General features: G+C 67.6%; 22 protein-coding genes. 15 read left to right on the top strand and 7 right to left on the bottom strand.

Features of this window, described 5'->3' with window-relative positions; all coding sequences use genetic code 11:
- Positions 1–15 precede the first annotated feature (15 nt).
- The gene (gene priA, locus ABD683_RS17710) at positions 16–741 is read left to right on the top strand and encodes a bifunctional 1-(5-phosphoribosyl)-5-((5-phosphoribosylamino)methylideneamino)imidazole-4-carboxamide isomerase/phosphoribosylanthranilate isomerase PriA (RefSeq protein WP_344771395.1); all 726 of its coding nucleotides are present in this window, start codon (positions 16–18) and stop codon (positions 739–741) included.
- Between the two features lie 4 nt (positions 742–745).
- The gene (locus tag ABD683_RS17705; RefSeq protein WP_344771394.1) at positions 746–1267 is read left to right on the top strand and encodes a DUF1707 SHOCT-like domain-containing protein; all 522 of its coding nucleotides are present in this window, start codon (positions 746–748) and stop codon (positions 1265–1267) included.
- On the opposite strand, the gene ABD683_RS17700 is transcribed toward ABD683_RS17705, so the two are convergent.
- From ABD683_RS17700 to ABD683_RS17690, 3 genes are read right to left on the bottom strand one after another with little or no spacing between them, the layout of a single operon-like run.
- The gene (locus ABD683_RS17700; protein ID WP_344771393.1) at positions 1264–1611 is read right to left on the bottom strand and encodes a hypothetical protein; all 348 of its coding nucleotides are present in this window, start codon (positions 1609–1611) and stop codon (positions 1264–1266) included. The genes ABD683_RS17705 and ABD683_RS17700 overlap by 4 nt on opposite strands.
- 1 nt (position 1612) lies before the next feature.
- The gene (locus ABD683_RS17695; RefSeq protein WP_344771392.1) at positions 1613–2200 is read right to left on the bottom strand and encodes a hypothetical protein; all 588 of its coding nucleotides are present in this window, start codon (positions 2198–2200) and stop codon (positions 1613–1615) included.
- On the bottom strand, positions 2200–2856 hold the full coding sequence (locus ABD683_RS17690; protein ID WP_344771390.1) for a hypothetical protein: 657 nt from the start codon (positions 2854–2856) through the stop codon (positions 2200–2202). Before ABD683_RS17690 ends, ABD683_RS17695 begins: the two co-directional genes overlap by 1 nt.
- Positions 2857–2905: 49 nt before the next feature.
- Here ABD683_RS17690 and hisF point away from each other — a divergent pair, with 49 nt between their 5' ends.
- The 8 genes from hisF to ABD683_RS17650 are packed head-to-tail and all read left to right on the top strand — an operon-like array spanning position 2906 to position 9584.
- Positions 2906–3667, top strand: a complete 762-nt coding sequence (gene hisF, locus ABD683_RS17685; protein ID WP_344771388.1) for an imidazole glycerol phosphate synthase subunit HisF — start codon at positions 2906–2908, stop codon at positions 3665–3667.
- Complete coding sequence (locus ABD683_RS17680; RefSeq protein ID WP_344771387.1) at positions 3657–5480, top strand: ABC transporter ATP-binding protein; 1824 nt, start codon at positions 3657–3659, stop codon at positions 5478–5480. Before hisF ends, ABD683_RS17680 begins: the two co-directional genes overlap by 11 nt.
- The gene (locus ABD683_RS17675; protein ID WP_344771386.1) at positions 5477–7297 is read left to right on the top strand and encodes an ABC transporter ATP-binding protein; all 1821 of its coding nucleotides are present in this window, start codon (positions 5477–5479) and stop codon (positions 7295–7297) included. The genes ABD683_RS17680 and ABD683_RS17675 overlap by 4 nt, the downstream gene beginning before the upstream one ends.
- A gap of 13 nt (positions 7298–7310) precedes the next feature.
- Positions 7311–7649 carry a phosphoribosyl-AMP cyclohydrolase gene (gene hisI / locus ABD683_RS17670; protein WP_344771385.1) on the top strand — a complete coding sequence of 113 codons (339 nt, stop codon included), beginning with the start codon at positions 7311–7313 and terminating at the stop codon, positions 7647–7649.
- Positions 7646–8224: a Trp biosynthesis-associated membrane protein gene (locus tag ABD683_RS17665; RefSeq protein ID WP_344771384.1), complete on the top strand. Its 579-nt coding sequence runs from the start codon at positions 7646–7648 to the stop codon at positions 8222–8224. Before hisI ends, ABD683_RS17665 begins: the two co-directional genes overlap by 4 nt.
- A gap of 38 nt (positions 8225–8262) precedes the next feature.
- Positions 8263–8463 (top strand): HGxxPAAW family protein, encoded by a 201-nt coding sequence (locus ABD683_RS17660; protein WP_344771383.1) that lies wholly within the window; start codon positions 8263–8265, stop codon positions 8461–8463.
- A gap of 42 nt (positions 8464–8505) precedes the next feature.
- Positions 8506–9165, top strand: a complete 660-nt coding sequence (locus ABD683_RS17655; RefSeq protein WP_344771382.1) for an RDD family protein — start codon at positions 8506–8508, stop codon at positions 9163–9165.
- An 8-nt stretch (positions 9166–9173) separates the two neighbouring features.
- Positions 9174–9584: a DUF2752 domain-containing protein gene (locus tag ABD683_RS17650; RefSeq protein ID WP_344771381.1), complete on the top strand. Its 411-nt coding sequence runs from the start codon at positions 9174–9176 to the stop codon at positions 9582–9584.
- Here ABD683_RS17650 and ABD683_RS17645 read toward each other — a convergent pair.
- From ABD683_RS17645 to ABD683_RS17635, 3 genes are read right to left on the bottom strand one after another with little or no spacing between them, the layout of a single operon-like run.
- The gene (locus tag ABD683_RS17645; protein ID WP_344771380.1) at positions 9581–9871 is read right to left on the bottom strand and encodes a DUF4190 domain-containing protein; all 291 of its coding nucleotides are present in this window, start codon (positions 9869–9871) and stop codon (positions 9581–9583) included. The two genes, ABD683_RS17650 and ABD683_RS17645, sit on opposite strands and share 4 nt — an antisense overlap.
- Positions 9868–10641, bottom strand: coding sequence for a hypothetical protein (locus ABD683_RS17640; RefSeq protein WP_344771379.1), 774 nt, complete (start codon positions 10639–10641; stop codon positions 9868–9870). The genes ABD683_RS17645 and ABD683_RS17640 overlap by 4 nt, the downstream gene beginning before the upstream one ends.
- 48 nt (positions 10642–10689) lie before the next feature.
- Positions 10690–11079 carry a DUF4190 domain-containing protein gene (locus tag ABD683_RS17635; RefSeq protein ID WP_344771378.1) on the bottom strand — a complete coding sequence of 130 codons (390 nt, stop codon included), beginning with the start codon at positions 11077–11079 and terminating at the stop codon, positions 10690–10692.
- A gap of 107 nt (positions 11080–11186) precedes the next feature.
- Between ABD683_RS17635 and trpC the strand changes: the two genes are divergently transcribed.
- Genes trpC through lgt form a run of 4 tightly spaced genes read left to right on the top strand, consistent with a single transcriptional unit; the run spans position 11187 to position 14881 of the window.
- Positions 11187–11993: an indole-3-glycerol phosphate synthase TrpC gene (gene trpC / locus ABD683_RS17630; RefSeq protein ID WP_344771377.1), complete on the top strand. Its 807-nt coding sequence runs from the start codon at positions 11187–11189 to the stop codon at positions 11991–11993.
- A 52-nt stretch (positions 11994–12045) separates the two neighbouring features.
- Positions 12046–13242, top strand: coding sequence for a tryptophan synthase subunit beta (trpB, locus tag ABD683_RS17625; protein WP_344771376.1), 1197 nt, complete (start codon positions 12046–12048; stop codon positions 13240–13242).
- A complete protein-coding gene (gene trpA, locus ABD683_RS17620; protein ID WP_344771375.1) occupies positions 13239–14036 on the top strand; it encodes a tryptophan synthase subunit alpha in 798 nt (265 codons plus the stop codon). Before trpB ends, trpA begins: the two co-directional genes overlap by 4 nt.
- Positions 14037–14047: 11 nt before the next feature.
- Positions 14048–14881, top strand: a complete 834-nt coding sequence (lgt, locus tag ABD683_RS17615) for a prolipoprotein diacylglyceryl transferase (RefSeq protein ID WP_344771374.1) — start codon at positions 14048–14050, stop codon at positions 14879–14881.
- 57 nt (positions 14882–14938) lie between these two features.
- Here the strand turns inward: lgt and ABD683_RS17610 are convergent, their stop codons facing one another.
- The gene (locus ABD683_RS17610) at positions 14939–15298 is read right to left on the bottom strand and encodes a DUF805 domain-containing protein (protein WP_344771373.1); all 360 of its coding nucleotides are present in this window, start codon (positions 15296–15298) and stop codon (positions 14939–14941) included.
- 130 nt (positions 15299–15428) lie between these two features.
- On the opposite strand from ABD683_RS17610, the gene ABD683_RS17605 reads away from it, so the two are divergent.
- Positions 15429–16157 (top strand): VIT1/CCC1 transporter family protein, encoded by a 729-nt coding sequence (locus ABD683_RS17605; protein WP_344771372.1) that lies wholly within the window; start codon positions 15429–15431, stop codon positions 16155–16157.
- Positions 16158–16229 lie beyond the last annotated feature (72 nt).

Here is a 16229-nt window from a genome sequence, read left to right as displayed (position 1 = left end):
CGATACGCTGCTCCGGTGACTCTCGAACTCCTTCCCGCCGTTGACGTTGCCGATGGACAGGCCGTGCGCCTGGTGCAGGGGGAGCTCGGCAGCGAGACCTCGTACGGCTCGCCGCTCGACGCCGCCCTGCAGTGGCAGACCGATGGCGCCGAGTGGATCCACCTGGTCGACCTCGATGCGGCGTTCGGCAAGGGCTCGAACCGTGAGCTGCTTGCCGATGTGGTCGGCCGGCTGGACGTCAAGGTCGAGCTGTCGGGCGGCATCCGCGACGACGCCTCGCTCCGGGCCGCGCTCGCAACGGGCTGCACCCGGGTCAACCTCGGCACGGCAGCGCTCGAGGACCCGCAGTGGTGTGCACAGGCCATCGCGACGTATGGCGACCAGATCGCCGTCGGGCTCGACGTCCGCGGCCACACGCTTGCCGCCCGCGGCTGGACCCAGGAGGGGGGCGACCTGTTCGAGGTGCTGGAGCGACTTGAGCGAGATGGCTGCCAGCGTTACGTCGTCACCGACGTCACCAAGGACGGCACGCTGGCAGGTCCCAACCTCGAGCTGCTGCGCCAGGTGTGCGCAGCCACCGACAAGCCGGTGGTGGCATCGGGCGGCGTCTCCAGCCTGGACGACCTTCGTGCGATCGCCGGACTGACCTCGATCGGCGTCGAGGGCAGCATCGTCGGCAAGGCACTGTACGCCGGTGCGTTCACGCTGCCCGAGGCACTCACGGCGGTGCGGGCGGTCTGATCGGATGACGGCGTCGGATGACCTCTGGGTGACGTTCTCGGCCGACCCGCGCACGTCGCCGACACTCAAGGCCACGGACGCCGACCGCGACATCGCCGGCTCGGTGCTCCGCGATGCGTTCGCCGATGGCCGGCTGACCCTGACGGAGTACGACAATCGCCTCGGCGTCGCGCTCAGCATCGGGACGCTCGGCGAGGTCCACGAGCTGATCGCCGACCTCGTCGCATCGGCGGACGACTTCACGCCGAACCCGGTGGCGCTGGACATCCAGCCCAAGGCCGTCGTGAAGTATGGCCGCGAGCTCCGCAACGCCCGCAACCGCTTCCTGTTCCTGACGGTCTCGTCCATTGCGATCTGGTTGGCGACGAGTCTCGCCGGAGCTCCTTGGTGGGCGATCTGGCCGGTGATCCCGATCCTGTGGTCGTGGCTGGTCTATCGGTCGACGCGTGACAACGCCGCATCACGGATCAAGGACATCGCGGACAACATTGCCGAGACCCGTCGTACGACCCGAGACCTCGACTAGAACCAGCCGCTGGCCACTTCTTGCCAGAACTGGACGCCGCCATACACCGCGAGTGCGCCCACAGCGGCCACGACACCGATGACCACCACGGCCCACACTGCCTCTTCGGTCGTCACGTCATCCTCGGTCCTGGAGAAGACGGGGAGCGGAATGCGTTCGAGGTGCAGACCGGCGTGCTGCTGGCTGCAGTAGCGGAAGGCGATCTCCTTGCCCGACACCACCTCGCTGGGAGGGTCGCCCCATTCGTCTGCATCGACACGTCGGTGCACCCCGACAAGGAGGGAGGAGTCCAGACCAGGATCGATGGCAGCGCGGCAGTAGTCGCACAGGAACGTCTCTGCCACGTCAGCAACCACTCCGCATGAGCTGCGGTGAATCACCGGAGGTGACCTCCATGAACGTCACCTTCGAGACCGGCTTGACCGACGCGACCGTGGTGTCGCCGAACAGGAAGCCGATGTGGTCGTCGCCGAGTGTCTGGATCACGCCGGCCTGGCCGAAGCCGAGCTCTGCAGGGTTCGTGGCGTCGGGGTAGGCCGCCTGTATCTCGGCAAGCGTGCTGCCGACGCCGACATCTGCCGAGGTCTTGGGCCCACCCTCGGTGACACCGAGCGAGGTGATGTTGCCGTCCTCGTCGGTCAGTACGTCGAGCCCGACGTACTGCTTCTTCCACTGCAGCTGGAACGTGCAACCCTCGACGCCGTCGACATCTGCGTCGAACATCCCGGTGTCTACGGCGGCAGCCTGGCTGATGCCCACCGCGACGCCTCCGATTCTGCCGGGACGTACAACGAGGTCGGCCGGGTCGGGCACCGCGGTCATCGTCGTTGAGGTCGGTGCGGGCGTGGTCGGGGAGGTCGACGGCCCGTCGGAGTTGCCACACCCAGCAAGGAGCAGGATCAGTGCAGCGGCCCCCGCCAAAGAGCGGCGCATCAGCAACCGTCCCGGATCAGCTCGGGCTTGTGACCTTTGGTGACCTCCATGAAGACCACCTTCGAGGAGTCGCTCGCGTCTGACTCGTTCTCGTTGAACAGGAAGCCGAGGTAGCGGTCGCCGTCGACGACGTAGTTGCCGGACTGGCCGAAGCCTGCTTCCTCGAGGGGCGTCAGGTCCGCGTAGGCGCTCCGCACCTCGGCGAGGGTGCTGCCGACGCCGATGCCCTTGGCTGTCCTGGGGCCGTCCTTGCTGATGCCGATCGAGACGATCGTGACGATCGTGACGGAGTCGTTCACGAACACGTCGAGGCCCGCACCGGCGGGCGGCTTCCACTCCAGAGGAGCGACGCCGCGACAGTCATCTGCACCGTGGTCGACATTGGTGTTGAAGAGGCCCGTCGAGGCGGCCTCGGAGATCGTCATGCCGACCTTTGCGGCACCGACCCGGCCGGGTGCAACCACGAATGGCTCTTCTGTCCCAGGAGCGGGTGCGTCTGTGGTCGCCGTGGTGGTTGTCGGGGTGGTCGGCGTGGGGGTGGCCTCGGGGGTGTCGTCGTCGCCATTGCGATTGAGGACGAACGCCAGGACCAGGCCAAAGACCAGAAGCATCGCGATCGCGGCAAGGGTGTGTTTCGCGTTCCATCCAGTCAACATGGATAGAGCGTAGTGAAAACCCGTCGGCCTGGGCAGATACGCTCGACGGGTGAGTCTTGCCGTACGCGTCATCCCGTGTCTCGACGTCGACAACGGCAGGGTGGTCAAGGGCGTCAACTTCGTCGACCTGCGTGACGCGGGTGACCCCGTGGAGATGGCCAAGGTCTACGACACCGAGGGCGCCGACGAGCTGACCTTCCTCGACATCACCGCATCGTCCGACAGCCGGTCGACGACCTACGACGTGGTGGGCCGCACCGCCGACGAGGTGTTCATCCCGCTGACCGTCGGGGGCGGCGTACGCACGGCCGACGACGTCGACCGCCTGCTGCGCTCCGGCGCCGACAAGGTGGCGATCAACACCGCTGCCATCGCACGACCCGACGTGGTGGCCGAGATCGCGCAGCGCTTCGGCAACCAGGTGCTCGTGCTGAGCGTCGACGCTCGCCGCAGCACCCAGCAACCGAGCGGCTTCGAGGTCACGACGCACGGCGGCCGTACGTCGGCCGGCCTTGATGCGGTGGAATGGGCCCGCACGGCGTCCGAGATGGGTGCCGGCGAGATCCTGCTCAACTCGATGGACGCCGACGGCACCAAGAATGGCTTCGACCTGGAAATGATTCGGGCCGTCCGTGGCGTTACACAAGTGCCACTCATTGCGAGTGGTGGCGCCGGCCGGCTGGAGCACTTCCCGCAGGCCATCGATGCCGGCGCTGACGCCGTCCTTGCCGCGAGTGTGTTCCATTTCGGCGAGCTGACCATCAGACAGGTGAAAGACACGTTGCGAGCAGCAGGCCACAGTGTCCGATAGCACGACCGACACACCAGACACCGATCTCGGAACCGACGACCACAGCCGCATCACCCGTCGGGGCGTCAGCCTGCTCGGCCGGGGCATCCGCGACGAGAAGCTGCTCTTCTCGATCTCGGTCGTCGGCTCCCTGATCTTCGGGGCCATGACGGTCGCCGACGCCTGGGTCCTCGGTTGGGCGACCGACCACGTCATCCGGCCGTCGTTCGACCGCGGTGACGTCGCCGAAGGTGCACTGTTCGCCGCGATCGCGCTGTTCATGGCGGTGGCCATCCTGCGAGCCCTCGGCGTCATCGGCCGCCGGCTGATCGGCGGCATTGTCTACTACCGCCTCATCGCCTCCTACCGGCGCAAGGTCACCCGCAAGTACCTCGCCCTGCCGATGTCGTGGCACCACCGCCACCCCACGGGGCAGCTGCTCTCCAACGCCAACGCCGACGTCGAGGCCGCGTGGGCGGTGTTCATGCCGCTGCCCATGGCGATCGGTGTCATCGCGATGCTGGTTGCCGCGATCGTCGCGATGCTCGCCGCCGACGTGGTGCTCACGCTCGTGGGGCTGGTGGTGTTCCCGCTGCTGTTCGTCATCAACGTCTACTACCAGCGCTGGCTGTCGCCCAAGGTCGCCCACGCCCAGTCGCTGCGCGGAGCGGTCAGCTCCGTGGCGCACGAGTCGTTCGACGGCGCGCTGGTCGTGAAGTCGCTCGGCCGTGAGAACGACGAGACCGCGCGGTTCCAGCAGGTCACCGAAGACCTGCGCGACGCCAACATCGAGGCCGGCCGCATCCGCAGCATGTTCGACCCGTTGCTCGAGGCACTCCCGAGCTTCGGCATCCTCCTCGTCATCATCCTCGGCGTCGGACGGGTGGCCAGTGGCGCCGCCGAGCCCGGTGACGTCGTGTCGGTCGCCTACCTCTTCACGGTCGTGGCTTTCCCCGTACGCGCCATCGGCTGGGTGCTCGGAGAGCTCCCGCGCAGCGTCGTCGGCTGGAATCGTGTCGAGTCGGTGCTCGACGAGCAGGGCTCGATGACCTACGGCGACGCGTCGCTGCCCGGCTCCGGGCCCGTGACGCTCCATGTCAACGACGTGTCATTCCGATTCGCCGATGCCGACCGCGATGTCCTGAAGGGCATCGACCTCGACGTTGCGCCCGGCAAGGTCGTGGCCGTCGTCGGTGCGACCGGGAGCGGCAAGAGCACGCTCACGTCGTTGCTGACGCGTCTCGTCGACCCTCAAGCCGGCGCGATCCTGGTCGACGACGTCGACATCCGCGACCTCACCCACGACGAGCTGGCGCGTGCCATCGCGGTCGTGCCGCAGGGCACGTTCCTGTTCGACGACAGCGTCCGATCCAACGTCACGCTCGGCGGCGACCACCCCGACGAGGACGTCTGGGCGGCGCTGCGTACCGTCCAGGCCGACGGCTTCGTCTCGGCGCTCCCGCGCGGGCTCGACAGCGAGCTCGGCGAGCGAGGCACCACCCTGTCGGGTGGGCAGCGTCAGCGGCTGTCCTTGGCACGCGCCCTCGTACGCCGGCCGCGGCTGCTCGTGATGGACGACGCGACCAGCGCCGTCGACCCGGAGGTCGAGCAGCGCATCCTCAAGGCGCTCGCCGCACACACCTCCGACGAGGACGGTCCCACCGTGCTGGTGGTCGCCTACCGCAAAGCCACGATTGCCCTCGCAGACGAGGTGGTGTTTCTCGACGACGGCGTGATCGCCGACCGCGGCAGCCATGACGAGCTGATCGCGCGCTCGGCCGACTACCGCAACCTCGTCAACGCCTACGACCTCGCGAGGGAGGCGCTGTCATGAGCGACATCACCGACGGGGCCGACCGCCTGACCGGCATCGCCATCGTCCGCCGCGGACTGTCGTTGTCGCCGGCGATCAAGGACGGCCTCGGGCTGACGATGCTCCTTGCGATCCTCAGCACGATCGGCGGGTCGGTCGTGCCCATCCTGATCCAGGTCACGGTCGACTCCGGGCTGGGCGACGGTGGCGAGACCAAGCTGAGCGACGTCGCGGGCTATCTCGGCGGTGCAGCAGCCCTGATCATCGCCACCGGCCTGATCGCCTACTGGATGCGCGTACGCCTGTTCGTCGCCAGTGAGACCGGTCTGGCGCAGATGCGCGTCGATGCGTTCCGTCACGTGCACGACCTGTCGATGCTGACGCAGAACGCCGAGCGGCGCGGCGTGCTGGTGTCGCGCGTGACCTCCGACATCGACCAGATCTCGCAGTTCCTGCAGTTCACCGGGATCATGCTCGTCATCAGCGTCGGTCAGATCGTGGTCGCCACCGCGATCATGGCTTACTACTCCTGGCAGCTCACGATCGTCGTGCTGGTGACCTTCTTGCCGCTGTTCATCAGCCTCAAGTGGTTCGCCGACCGGCTCAGCCGTGCCTATGACATCGTCCGTCGCACCGTCGGCGAGATGCTGGCCGTCATCGCCGAACCTGTCGTCGGCGCATCGGTCGTCCGTGCCTACGCGATCGAGCGTCGTACGCAGGAGCGGGTCGACGCCGGAATCACCGGCAACCTCGACGCCAACGTCAGGGCGCAGCGTCTTGTCGCCGTCACGTTCGCCTCTGCGGGCGTGGCGGGAGGACTCGCCAATGCCGGAGTCATCGCGTTCGGCGTGATCCTCGGCGTACGCGGCGACCTGTCGATCGGTACCGTCATCGCGTTCGCGTTCCTCGTGGGGCTGCTGGTCGGCCCGGTGCAGATGGCGACGCAGGTGCTGACCGACGCGCAAAACGCGATCGCGTCGTGGCGGCGGGTCATCGAGCTGCTCGACACCCCGGCCGACGTCGTCGATCCCGGCAACACCGGTGTCGCGCTGCCCGCAGGCACACTTGGAGCACACTTCGACACGGTGACCTTCGCCTACCCGGACGGTCCCGACGTCCTCAAGGGCATCGACGTCACGATCCAGCCGCAGCAGCGGGTAGCCGTGGTCGGCGAGACGGGCTCGGGCAAGACGACATTCGCCAAGCTGCTCACCCGGCTCATGGACCCGACCGCGGGCACCGTCAAACTCGGACTGCCGGGGGAGTGGCGCGACATCAGCACGGTGTCGTTCGAGGAGCTCCGCCAGCACATCCTGATGGTGCCGCAGGAGGGCTTCCTGTTCGACGCCACGCTGCGCGCCAACCTGCTCTATGGCAAGCAGGACGCCACCGACGTCGAGCTCACCGACGTCATCTACGGCCTCGGTCTCGCCGACTGGTTCGCGACCCTCCCACGCGGGCTCGACAGCGAGGTCGGACAGCGCGGCGAGTCGTTGTCTGCCGGTGAGCGTCAGCTGGTCGCCCTCGTACGTTCGGCGCTCGCCGATCCCGAGTTCATCGTCCTCGACGAGGCCACCAGCGCGGTCGACCCGCAGACCGAGCTGCGGGCCACACGCGCGCTCGACAGGCTGCTCGACGGCCGGACCAGCGTCACGATCGCCCACCGCCTGTCCACCGCTGAGAACGCCGATCGTGTGCTCGTGTTCGATGCCGGCAAGCTCGTGGAGGACGGCACCCACGCCCAGCTCGTCACGGCCGGCGGCGTCTACGCACGACTGCACAGCAGCTGGATCGCGCAGGCGTCGCTCGCCTCGCACACAGTTGTCGAACCCGCCTGACAGACTGGACTCCGTGAGCTCCCTCGATCCGGCCATCGCCTCGCGCCTCAAGCGCGATGCTGATGGCCTTGTGCCCGCCGTCGTCCAGGATGCCGAGAGCCGTGACGTGCTCATGGTCGGCTGGATGGATGACGAGGCATTGCATCGCACCCTGACGACGGGTCGCGGGACCTACTGGAGCCGCAGCCGTCAGGACTACTGGGTCAAGGGCGAGACCTCCGGCAACACCCAGTCCGTACGCGAGGTCCGCCTCGACTGCGACGGCGACACCATCTTGGTCATCGTCGATCAGACCGGGCCTGCGTGCCACACCGGTGATCGCACCTGCTTCGACGCGGACCAGCTGTTGTGACTCCGCGCCGCCTCTATGCCCCGGTCGTGCTCGGCACGCTGGCCGCCGGCGGTCTCGCGTTCTTCGCGCTGGGGCGCACCTGGGTGCGCGGCACTGTCGTCGCCGAGGGGCTTTCGAGCGAGAAGGTCACGGCCACCGGCTCCGACGCGCACCCGTTGGCTTCCGCGCTCTCGCTGGTGATCGTCGCCTCCGCACTGGCGGTCCTGGCGGCGTCCCGACGCGTCCGCCGGGTCGTCGGCGTCCTGACCGTGATCGTGGCGCTGGTGGCGTTGTCGTTCATCGTGTTCGCGAGCGGCGCGGTGGACGACACGCTCAAGGCCGCCGTTGAGAAGTCACCGTCGTTCACGGGCGGCAACCTCCCGGGCGACACGACCCGTACCGCCTGGTCGTGGGTCGCGATCGCGGCGTTCGTGCTGGCCGCCGTGCTGGGTGCCGTGACGACCCGGTTCGCCGCGGTGTGGCCGACCATGGGGAGTCGCTACGACGCACCTCCCGTACGTCCCGGTGCGCAGGCAGAGCACGACGACAACGACATGTGGAAGGCGTTGGACGAAGGCCGCGACCCGACCCAGTAGTCTGAGCCAAGATCACGACCCACGAGGAGAATCCCGACATGCACGGATCATCGCCCGCCGCCTGGACCGCCGTCCTGTTGTGCCTTGCCGGCATCACCATCGGCGGAGTCGCGTTGATCCCTGACCCCAACTGGGTGCTCTTCATCATCGGCTGCGCCATCACGCTGCTCTCGGCACTGGTGGGCAAGGCAATGGCAGCGGCCGGCTACGGAGTCGACCGCGCCGCAGAGCACCACTAGCTCGCACACGATTCGTCACGTCCCAGCGAGAAGGGTGACCTCATGACCCAGCCACCGGAGTACCCGAGTTACCCAGGTCCCGAGCAGCCGCCCACGCCGCCGGGTTACCAGCCCCCGCCGCCGGGCTACCAGCCTCCGCCACCCGGCTACCAGGCTCCGCCGCCGGGTTACCAGCCTCCGCCGCCTCCCGGCTACCAGCCGCCACCGCAGCAGCCCTATGGTGCACCGCCGCCGCAGGGCTCGCCGTGGGGCGAGTACGCCGGCTGGTGGTCCCGCGTGGGCGCCTACCTCCTCGACGGCATCATCGGATTCGCCATCGGCGTCATCCCGATCGGCGTGGGTGTTGTTCTGGCGTTCAAGGACGCCGAAACCGATCCGATCACCAACACCACCACCGGCGTCGAGCCGGTCGGCATCGTCGTCATGATCCTCGGGTACGTGGCGATCTTCGCGTTCCAGATCTGGAATGTGGTGTTTCGCCAGGGTCGCAAAGGACAGACCGTCGGCAAGTCAATGGTTGGCATCCAGGTCGTCCGTGACGACACGGGTCAGTTCCTCGGTGCCGGCAAGGCGTTCCTGCGCTGGCTGATGTCCGCGATCCTCGGCGGCCTGTGCTTCCTCGACTACTTGTGGCCGCTCTGGGACGCCAAGAAGCAGACCTGGCATGACATGATCGCCGGCTCGGTCGTCATCAAGAAATGAGCCCGCCGATGGCTCCGGTCGCGCAGCGCGCGTCGCTGCGTGACCCGGCCATCGCCGGCGCCGTCGGCGTGGGGGCGTTCGCCCTCCTGCACTTCCACGACCCGCACGAGTCCGGGTCGTACGGCTTCTGCCCGTTCCTCGAGCTCACCGGCAAGCCGTGTCCGGGCTGCGGCGGCCTGCGCGCGATCAACAACCTCACCCGCGGCGACTTCGTCGGCGCTCTGAGCAGCAACGTCCTGGCCGTCGTCCTGGTCGGAGTCCTCGCAGTCGCGTGGGTCCTGTGGGTGATCCGGCGGCTGCGGGGTCACGGCGGTCCGATGATCGTGCTGACGACCAGGATGGGCCTGGTCGTGATCGGGGCGTTCGCGGTCTTCGGCGTCGTGCGCAACCTGCCGTTCGGCTCCTGGTTGATGCCTTAGGGCAGCAGCACCGAGATCACCATCAGCGCGATGGTCGTCGCGCCGGCGGTGATCCCGGCGACCGCGAGGGTGTCGCCGCGCTCGCTCCCGTGACCCAGCGCGATCTCGCGGCGTGCATGCACACCCGCAGTCACGGCGGGCACGCCCAGCACGAAGGCCCCGAACGGGAACGCCCAGAGCACGCCGAACGCAGCGAAGCCGCACACCACGCTGTAGACCGCCTTGCGGTTGACCCGTTGGGCGTCACCGCCAGCGGAATCCGGCGGCAGCCCCGGGTCAGCGGTCACGCGGCTACCGGCTCCCCGAGCAGCGTCTTGTAGGCGTATGCCCAGGCGATGGCAATCACCGGCAGAGCGACGAGCAGGCCGATGCACAAGGCGATGAGTCCTGCGATCGCCACGACGATCGAGAGAAGGATCAGCATGATCGTCGCACCGATGTTGTCCTTCACGAGGGTGAAGCTCGACTTCACGGAGTCGATGGCGTTGGTCCCCTTGTCGACGGCGAAGTAGACCGCGAACAGCAGGAGGAACTGGGCAATGATCCCCGGGATCCACAGCAGGGCGTATCCGATCGAGGTGATCACGGCAACGAGCAGCGATGTCAGCAGCACGTTGACGATGTTGAGCTGCTTGATCGCCGAGGCGATGTCGAACTTCCTGCCCTCGGTGATGTCGAGCGCGCCGCGAATGACGAACGCGGAGGCGATGAACCCACCTGAGAGCGTGATGATCCGAAACAGTGAACCACCGATGGAGAAGTCGTTGGCGTCCTCGTCGAAGCCGCTGCCGGTGATCACTCCGGCGATGAGCTCGACGACGACCGTGAACACGATGAGCGCGAGGATCGCCAGCAGGATCCGGCCCACGTTGTCCTGGAACTTCTTCCAGCCGTAGCCGATGGCATCGGAGGCCTGGAAGCCGGACGCGCCCGGGACAGGCGCAGGGTTGCCGGGTGCAGGCGGTGGCGGGATGGACCCTGACGGTGGGGGAGGTGGCATCGATCCGTAGCTCGGCAGACCGTTCGTGCTCGGATTCTGGTCGTCGCTCGTCGTCATGCCGTGAGCATAGTGATTGTCATCCTGTCGAGAACCCGCTCGAGCGGATCAGGCGTACGTCGCGATGCGGGCGATTGTCATCAGCGTCCAGACGATCGTGCCGATGATCCCGAGCACAAGTCCCGCGGTCGCCATGCCCTCGCCGGTCTGCTGGCCGCGCGAGTAGGAGATCTCGGTCTTGGCCTGGCGCGACAGGATGATCGCGACCGGACCGAGGATGATGCCGCAGCACAGTGGCGAGATGATGCCCAGGATCATCGACCACATGGCCTTCTTGTTCTGCTGTGGCGGCATGCCGTAATTGCCCGGCGCGGGCATTCCAGCACCGGGCGGTGGCGGTGGATAACCGCCCTCGGGAGGAGGCGGGACCGAGCCGTACGACGGCAGGCCGCTTGTCGAGTTGTACGGGTCCTGCGGAGGTGGCTCGTTCGACGTCATGGCGGCGAGCATAGCGACGCCGGGGGGAGCAGGGGGTCATTGGCGGGCGCACGCTCGTACGGGTCTACTCTTGAAATACGAACGCCAACGGTCGAAGGGGAGGTTCCATGTCGGTGCTCGATGACATCCTCGCCGGCGCAGCTGAGGACCTCCAACAACGTATGGAGCAGACCTCGCTCGACGACCTCAAGGTCCTGGCGTCCCGCCAGCATCCCGCACTCGACCCCATGCCGGCGTTCCGCGGCGACGGCGTCTCCGTGATCGCCGAGGTCAAGCGCTCGAGCCCCAGCAAGGGCACGCTCGCCACGATCAAGGATCCTGCCGCGCTCGCCGCCGACTACGCCGCTGGTGGAGCCGCCGCGATCAGCGTCCTCACCGAGCAGCGTCGCTTCGGTGGCACGCTCGACGACCTGCGCGCCGTACGCGGCACCGTTGACATCCCGGTGCTCCGCAAGGACTTCATCACCACGTCCTACCAGCTGTGGGAGGCCCGCGCCGCCGGCGCCGACATGGCGCTGCTCATCGTGGCCGCGCTCGAGCAGACCGTGCTGGAGAGCCTGATCGAACGCGCCACGTCGATCGGCCTGACCGCTTTGGTCGAGGTGCACGACGAGGAAGAGGTTGACCGTGCGGTCGACGCGGGTGCCACATTGATCGGTGTCAACGCCCGCAACCTCAAGACGCTCGAGATCGACATGCGTACGTTCGAGCGCCTCTCGCCACGCATCCCCGACAACGTCGTCAAGGTGGCCGAGTCCGGCGTACGTGGTCCGCACGACGTCATCGAGTACGCCAAGTGTGGAGCGCACGTCGTGCTCGTCGGCGAGACACTGGTCCGAGACGACGATCCGCGCGCCAGCGTCGCCGATCTCGTCGCCGCGGGAGCCCATCCCGCCCTGCAGCACCGCTGGTGAGGGTTAGCCGAATTTACTCGAGTCCTGACCCCTGCTCCCCGAAAGCACATCCATGACCTCATATGCACAACCCGACGCCAGCGGGCATTTCGGCCGCTTCGGCGGGCGATTCATGCCCGAAGCCCTGATCGCCCCCCTCGACGAGCTCTCCGCGGCCTGGGAGGACGCCAAGGCCGACCCGACGTTCATGAACGAGCTCAACCGGATGCTGCGCGAGTACGCCAACATCCCGAGCCCGCTCTATGAGGCTCACCGGTTCTCCGAGGCAGCCGGCGCCCGCATCCTGCTCAAGCGCGAGGACCTCAACCACACCGGTGCCCACAAGATCCGCAACGTGATCGGCCAGGCGCTGCTGGCCAAGCGCATCGGCAAGCCTCGGGCGATCGCCGAGACGGGCGCGGGACAGCATGGAGTTGCGTCGGCGACGGCGTGCGCCTACCTCGATCTCGAGTGCACCGTCTACATGGGCGAGGTCGACACCGAACGCCAGGCGCTCAACGTCGCACGCATGCAGATGCTCGGCGCCGAAGTCATCTCGGTGACCAGTGGCAGCCGCACGCTCAAGGACGCGATCAACGAGGCCCTGCGTGACTGGGTCGCCAGCGTCGACACCACGTCCTACCTGTTCGGCACCGCTGCCGGTCCGCACCCCTTCCCGAGCATGGTGCGTGACCTGACGCGCGGCATCGGCGACGAGGCGCGTGCCCAGGTGCTCGAGCTGACCGGCAAGCTCCCTGACGCAGCAGTCGCGTGCGTCGGTGGCGGGTCCAACGCGATCGGTCTGTTCACCGCGTTCATCGACGACAGCGACGTACGGCTGGTCGGCGTCGAAGCGGGCGGTGACGGTGTCGAGACCGGCCGCCATGCCGCGACCATCACCGGCGGCGACGTCGGCGTCCTGCACGGCGCGCGGTCCTACCTGCTGCAGGACGAGGACGGTCAGACGATCGAGTCGCACTCGATCTCGGCCGGACTGGACTATCCCGGCGTCGGTCCGGAACACTCCTATCTCGCCTCCATCGGGCGGGCCGACTACCGACCGGCGACCGATGCGCAGGCGATGTCGGCGTTCGACCTGCTCTGCAAGACCGAGGGCATCATCCCGGCGATCGAGTCGGCGCACGCGCTGGCCGGTGCCCTGGAGGTGGCCAAGGAGCTCGGCCCCGACTCCACGATCCTGGTCAACCTCTCGGGCCGCGGCGACAAGGACGTCCACACCGCGGCGCAGTACTTCGGGCTGCTCTCATGAGCCAGATCGCCGCGCTGTTCGAGCGCACCCGTGCCGAGAACCGTGCCGCCCTCGTCGGCTACCTGCCTGCGGGCTTCCCGTCGAAGGCCGCGTCGATCGCCGCGATCGAGGCGATGGTCGAGGCAGGCGTCGACCTCGTCGAGATCGGATTGCCCTACAGCGACCCGGTGATGGACGGCCCCGTCATCCAGGCGGCCGCCGGTCAGGCGCTCACCGCGGGAACGCGCCCCGCAGACGTCCTGGACGTCGTCGGTGCGTGCGTCGCGACGGGTGCACCGACCGTGGTCATGACCTACTGGAACCCGGTGGAGCGCTACGGCGTCGATCGGTTCGCCGCCGATCTGGCCGCTGTGGGCGGATCGGGTCTCATCACGCCGGACCTGACGCCCGACGAGGCGGGAGAGTGGATGGACGCGTCGGCCGAGCACAGCCTCGACCGTATCTTCCTCGTCGCCCCGTCGTCGACCGACGAGCGGCTCGCGATGACCGCCGAAGCCTCCAGCGGCTTCATCTACGCCGCAGCTGTCATGGGTGTCACCGGTGCGCGCGAGCAGACCAGCACCCTGGCTCCCGAGCTGGTGGCGCGCACGCGCAAGGTGACCGACAAGCCGATCGGTGTCGGCATCGGTGTCAGCAACCGGGCGCAGGCTCGTGAGGTCGCGGAGTTCGCCGACGCCGTGATCGTCGGGTCCGCCCTCGTACGCTGTCTGCTGGACGCACCCGACGAGTCCGCCGGACTCGACGCGATCCGTACCCTCGCCCGCGATCTGCGCGCCGGCGTCGAAAGGAACTGAACGTGCACACGGTGGCTACCTTCATCCCGAGTCCGTCCGACGGCGTGTGGCACCTCGGCCCGCTGCCGCTGCGCGCGTACGCCCTGGGGATCATCATCGGCGCCATGGTCGCGATCTGGATCGGTGAGAAGCGCTTCACGGCGCGTGGGGGCCGCGAGGGCCTGATCAGCGACGTCGCGATCTGGGCGATCCCGTTCGGCATCGTGGGTGCCCGCATCTATCACGTGATCACCGACCCCGAGCTCTACTTCGGCGACGGCCGCAGTGCCATCGACGTGTTCAAGATCTGGAACGGCGGTCTCGGCATCTGGGGAGCCATCGCCGGCGGCGCGGTCGGCGCAGTCATCGCCTGCCGCCGCTACGGAGTCTCGTTCTCGTCGGTCGCCGACGCCCTGGCGCCCGGCCTGCTCGTGGCGCAGGCGATCGGCCGCATCGGCAACTACTTCAACCAGGAGCTGTTCGGCAAGCCCACCACGAAGCCGTGGGGGCTCGAGATCGACGCCGCCAACCGCCCCGATGGCTACACCCAGTTCGCGACCTTCCATCCGACGTTCCTGTATGAGCTGCTCTGGAACCTCGGCGCCGCTGCCCTGCTGATCGCGATCGACCGCAAGCTCAAGCTCACGGGCGGGCGGGCGTTCGCGCTGTACGTCATGCTTTACACCGCGGGCCGCTTCTGGATCGAGCAGCTGCGCATCGACGAGGTCAACCACCTGGGACCGTTCCGGCTCAACGTCTGGACGTCGATCGTCCTGTTCCTGCTGGCCACGGCGTACTTCGTCGCCACCCGCAACCGAACTCGTGACGACAAGCCTGCGGACGTCGAGCCGGCCGAGTCCGAGTAGCCCTTGCACGACGAACGACCCGGCACCGCGAGGTGCCGGGTCGTTGCAGGTCGGGCGTCAGGCCGTGGCCGCACCCTTGGGGTTGGGGCCGTACTGGTTGTCCGGCTTGCCGTCGGTGGCCCACCACACGATGAGGATGATCCAGCCGACGATCGGGATGATGCCGATCAGCTGCCACCAGCCGCTCTTGTCGATGTCGTGAAGGCGGCGAGCGCCCACTGCAAGGCTCGGGATCAACGTGCCGAGGCCGATGATGATCTGGAAGATCTGGGCACCGATGATCGCGTCGATGATGCCGCCGATGATCGAGGCGATGATGACGGCGAGCTCCCAGAACCAGAACTCTGAGCGGCGAGCGCGGCCCGAGAAGTCGGCGTACTTGGACAGAACTGTTCTGACTGCTTGTTCGAGATTCATGTGCTCTCCGGATAGGTGTGGTGGATGCGGACAAGGTATCGGCTTTCTAGTGTCAGGTGCGTCACATTTGCTCGGTAGGCGAGCCTGACCTTCGGTGACGTGGACGGGCCGGTCGTCGTACGGTCGCACCATGTCAGAGACTGCAGCCCTGCCTGATCCCGACGAGATCGACCACGAGCACCCCGATGTCACCGGAGGCTGGCTCAGGCCGGCCGTGTTCGGTGCGATGGACGGCTTGGTATCCAACTTCGCCCTGATCATGGGCGTCGTCGGAGGCTCGACGGCCGACGACACCAAGCCGATCGTCCTGGCCGGCCTGGCGGGCCTCGCCGCCGGATCCTTCTCGATGGCGGCGGGGGAGTACACCTCGGTGGCGAGCCAGTCGGAGTTCGCGTTGGCCCAGGTCGACATCGAGCGAGAGGAGATCCTCGACAACAAGCGTGGTGAGACGGCCGAGCTCGCGGCGATGTTCGTCGAGAAGGGTGTTGATGAGGAGACCGCGCGAGAGATGGCCGAGCAGATCCACGAGGATCCCGAGCAGGCAGTACGTGTCCACGCTCGCGAGGAGTTCGGGGTCGACGTCGACGACCTGGCGTCGCCGATGCTGGCCGCGGGGTCGTCGTTCTTCTCCTTCGCGGTGGGCGCGATCATCCCGCTGCTGCCCTACCTCCTCGGTGTCGAGTCGCCGTGGCTGGCGATCGGGCTCTCCCTCGTGGCGTTGTTCGCCTGCGGTGCCATCGTCACCCGCCTCACGGCTCGCTCCTGGCTGTTCGGCGGTGTGCGACAGCTCCTGCTCGGCGGCGCTGCGGCAGGGCTCACATACCTTGTCGGCGAGGCGGTGGGGCGGAGTCTGTCGTGACGCATGTAAACTGTGTTTGCTGTCCGAGGCCAACGTCGTCCCCGGTGTGTGAGTTCCACCCGTGATGACGTG

Origin of the sequence: Aeromicrobium panaciterrae (assembly GCF_039537165.1) — a bacterium.
Classification (GTDB): domain Bacteria; phylum Actinomycetota; class Actinomycetes; order Propionibacteriales; family Nocardioidaceae; genus Aeromicrobium; species Aeromicrobium panaciterrae.
Note: the sequence above shows the minus strand (reverse complement) of the source record. Positions and strands in the feature narration are given on the sequence as shown.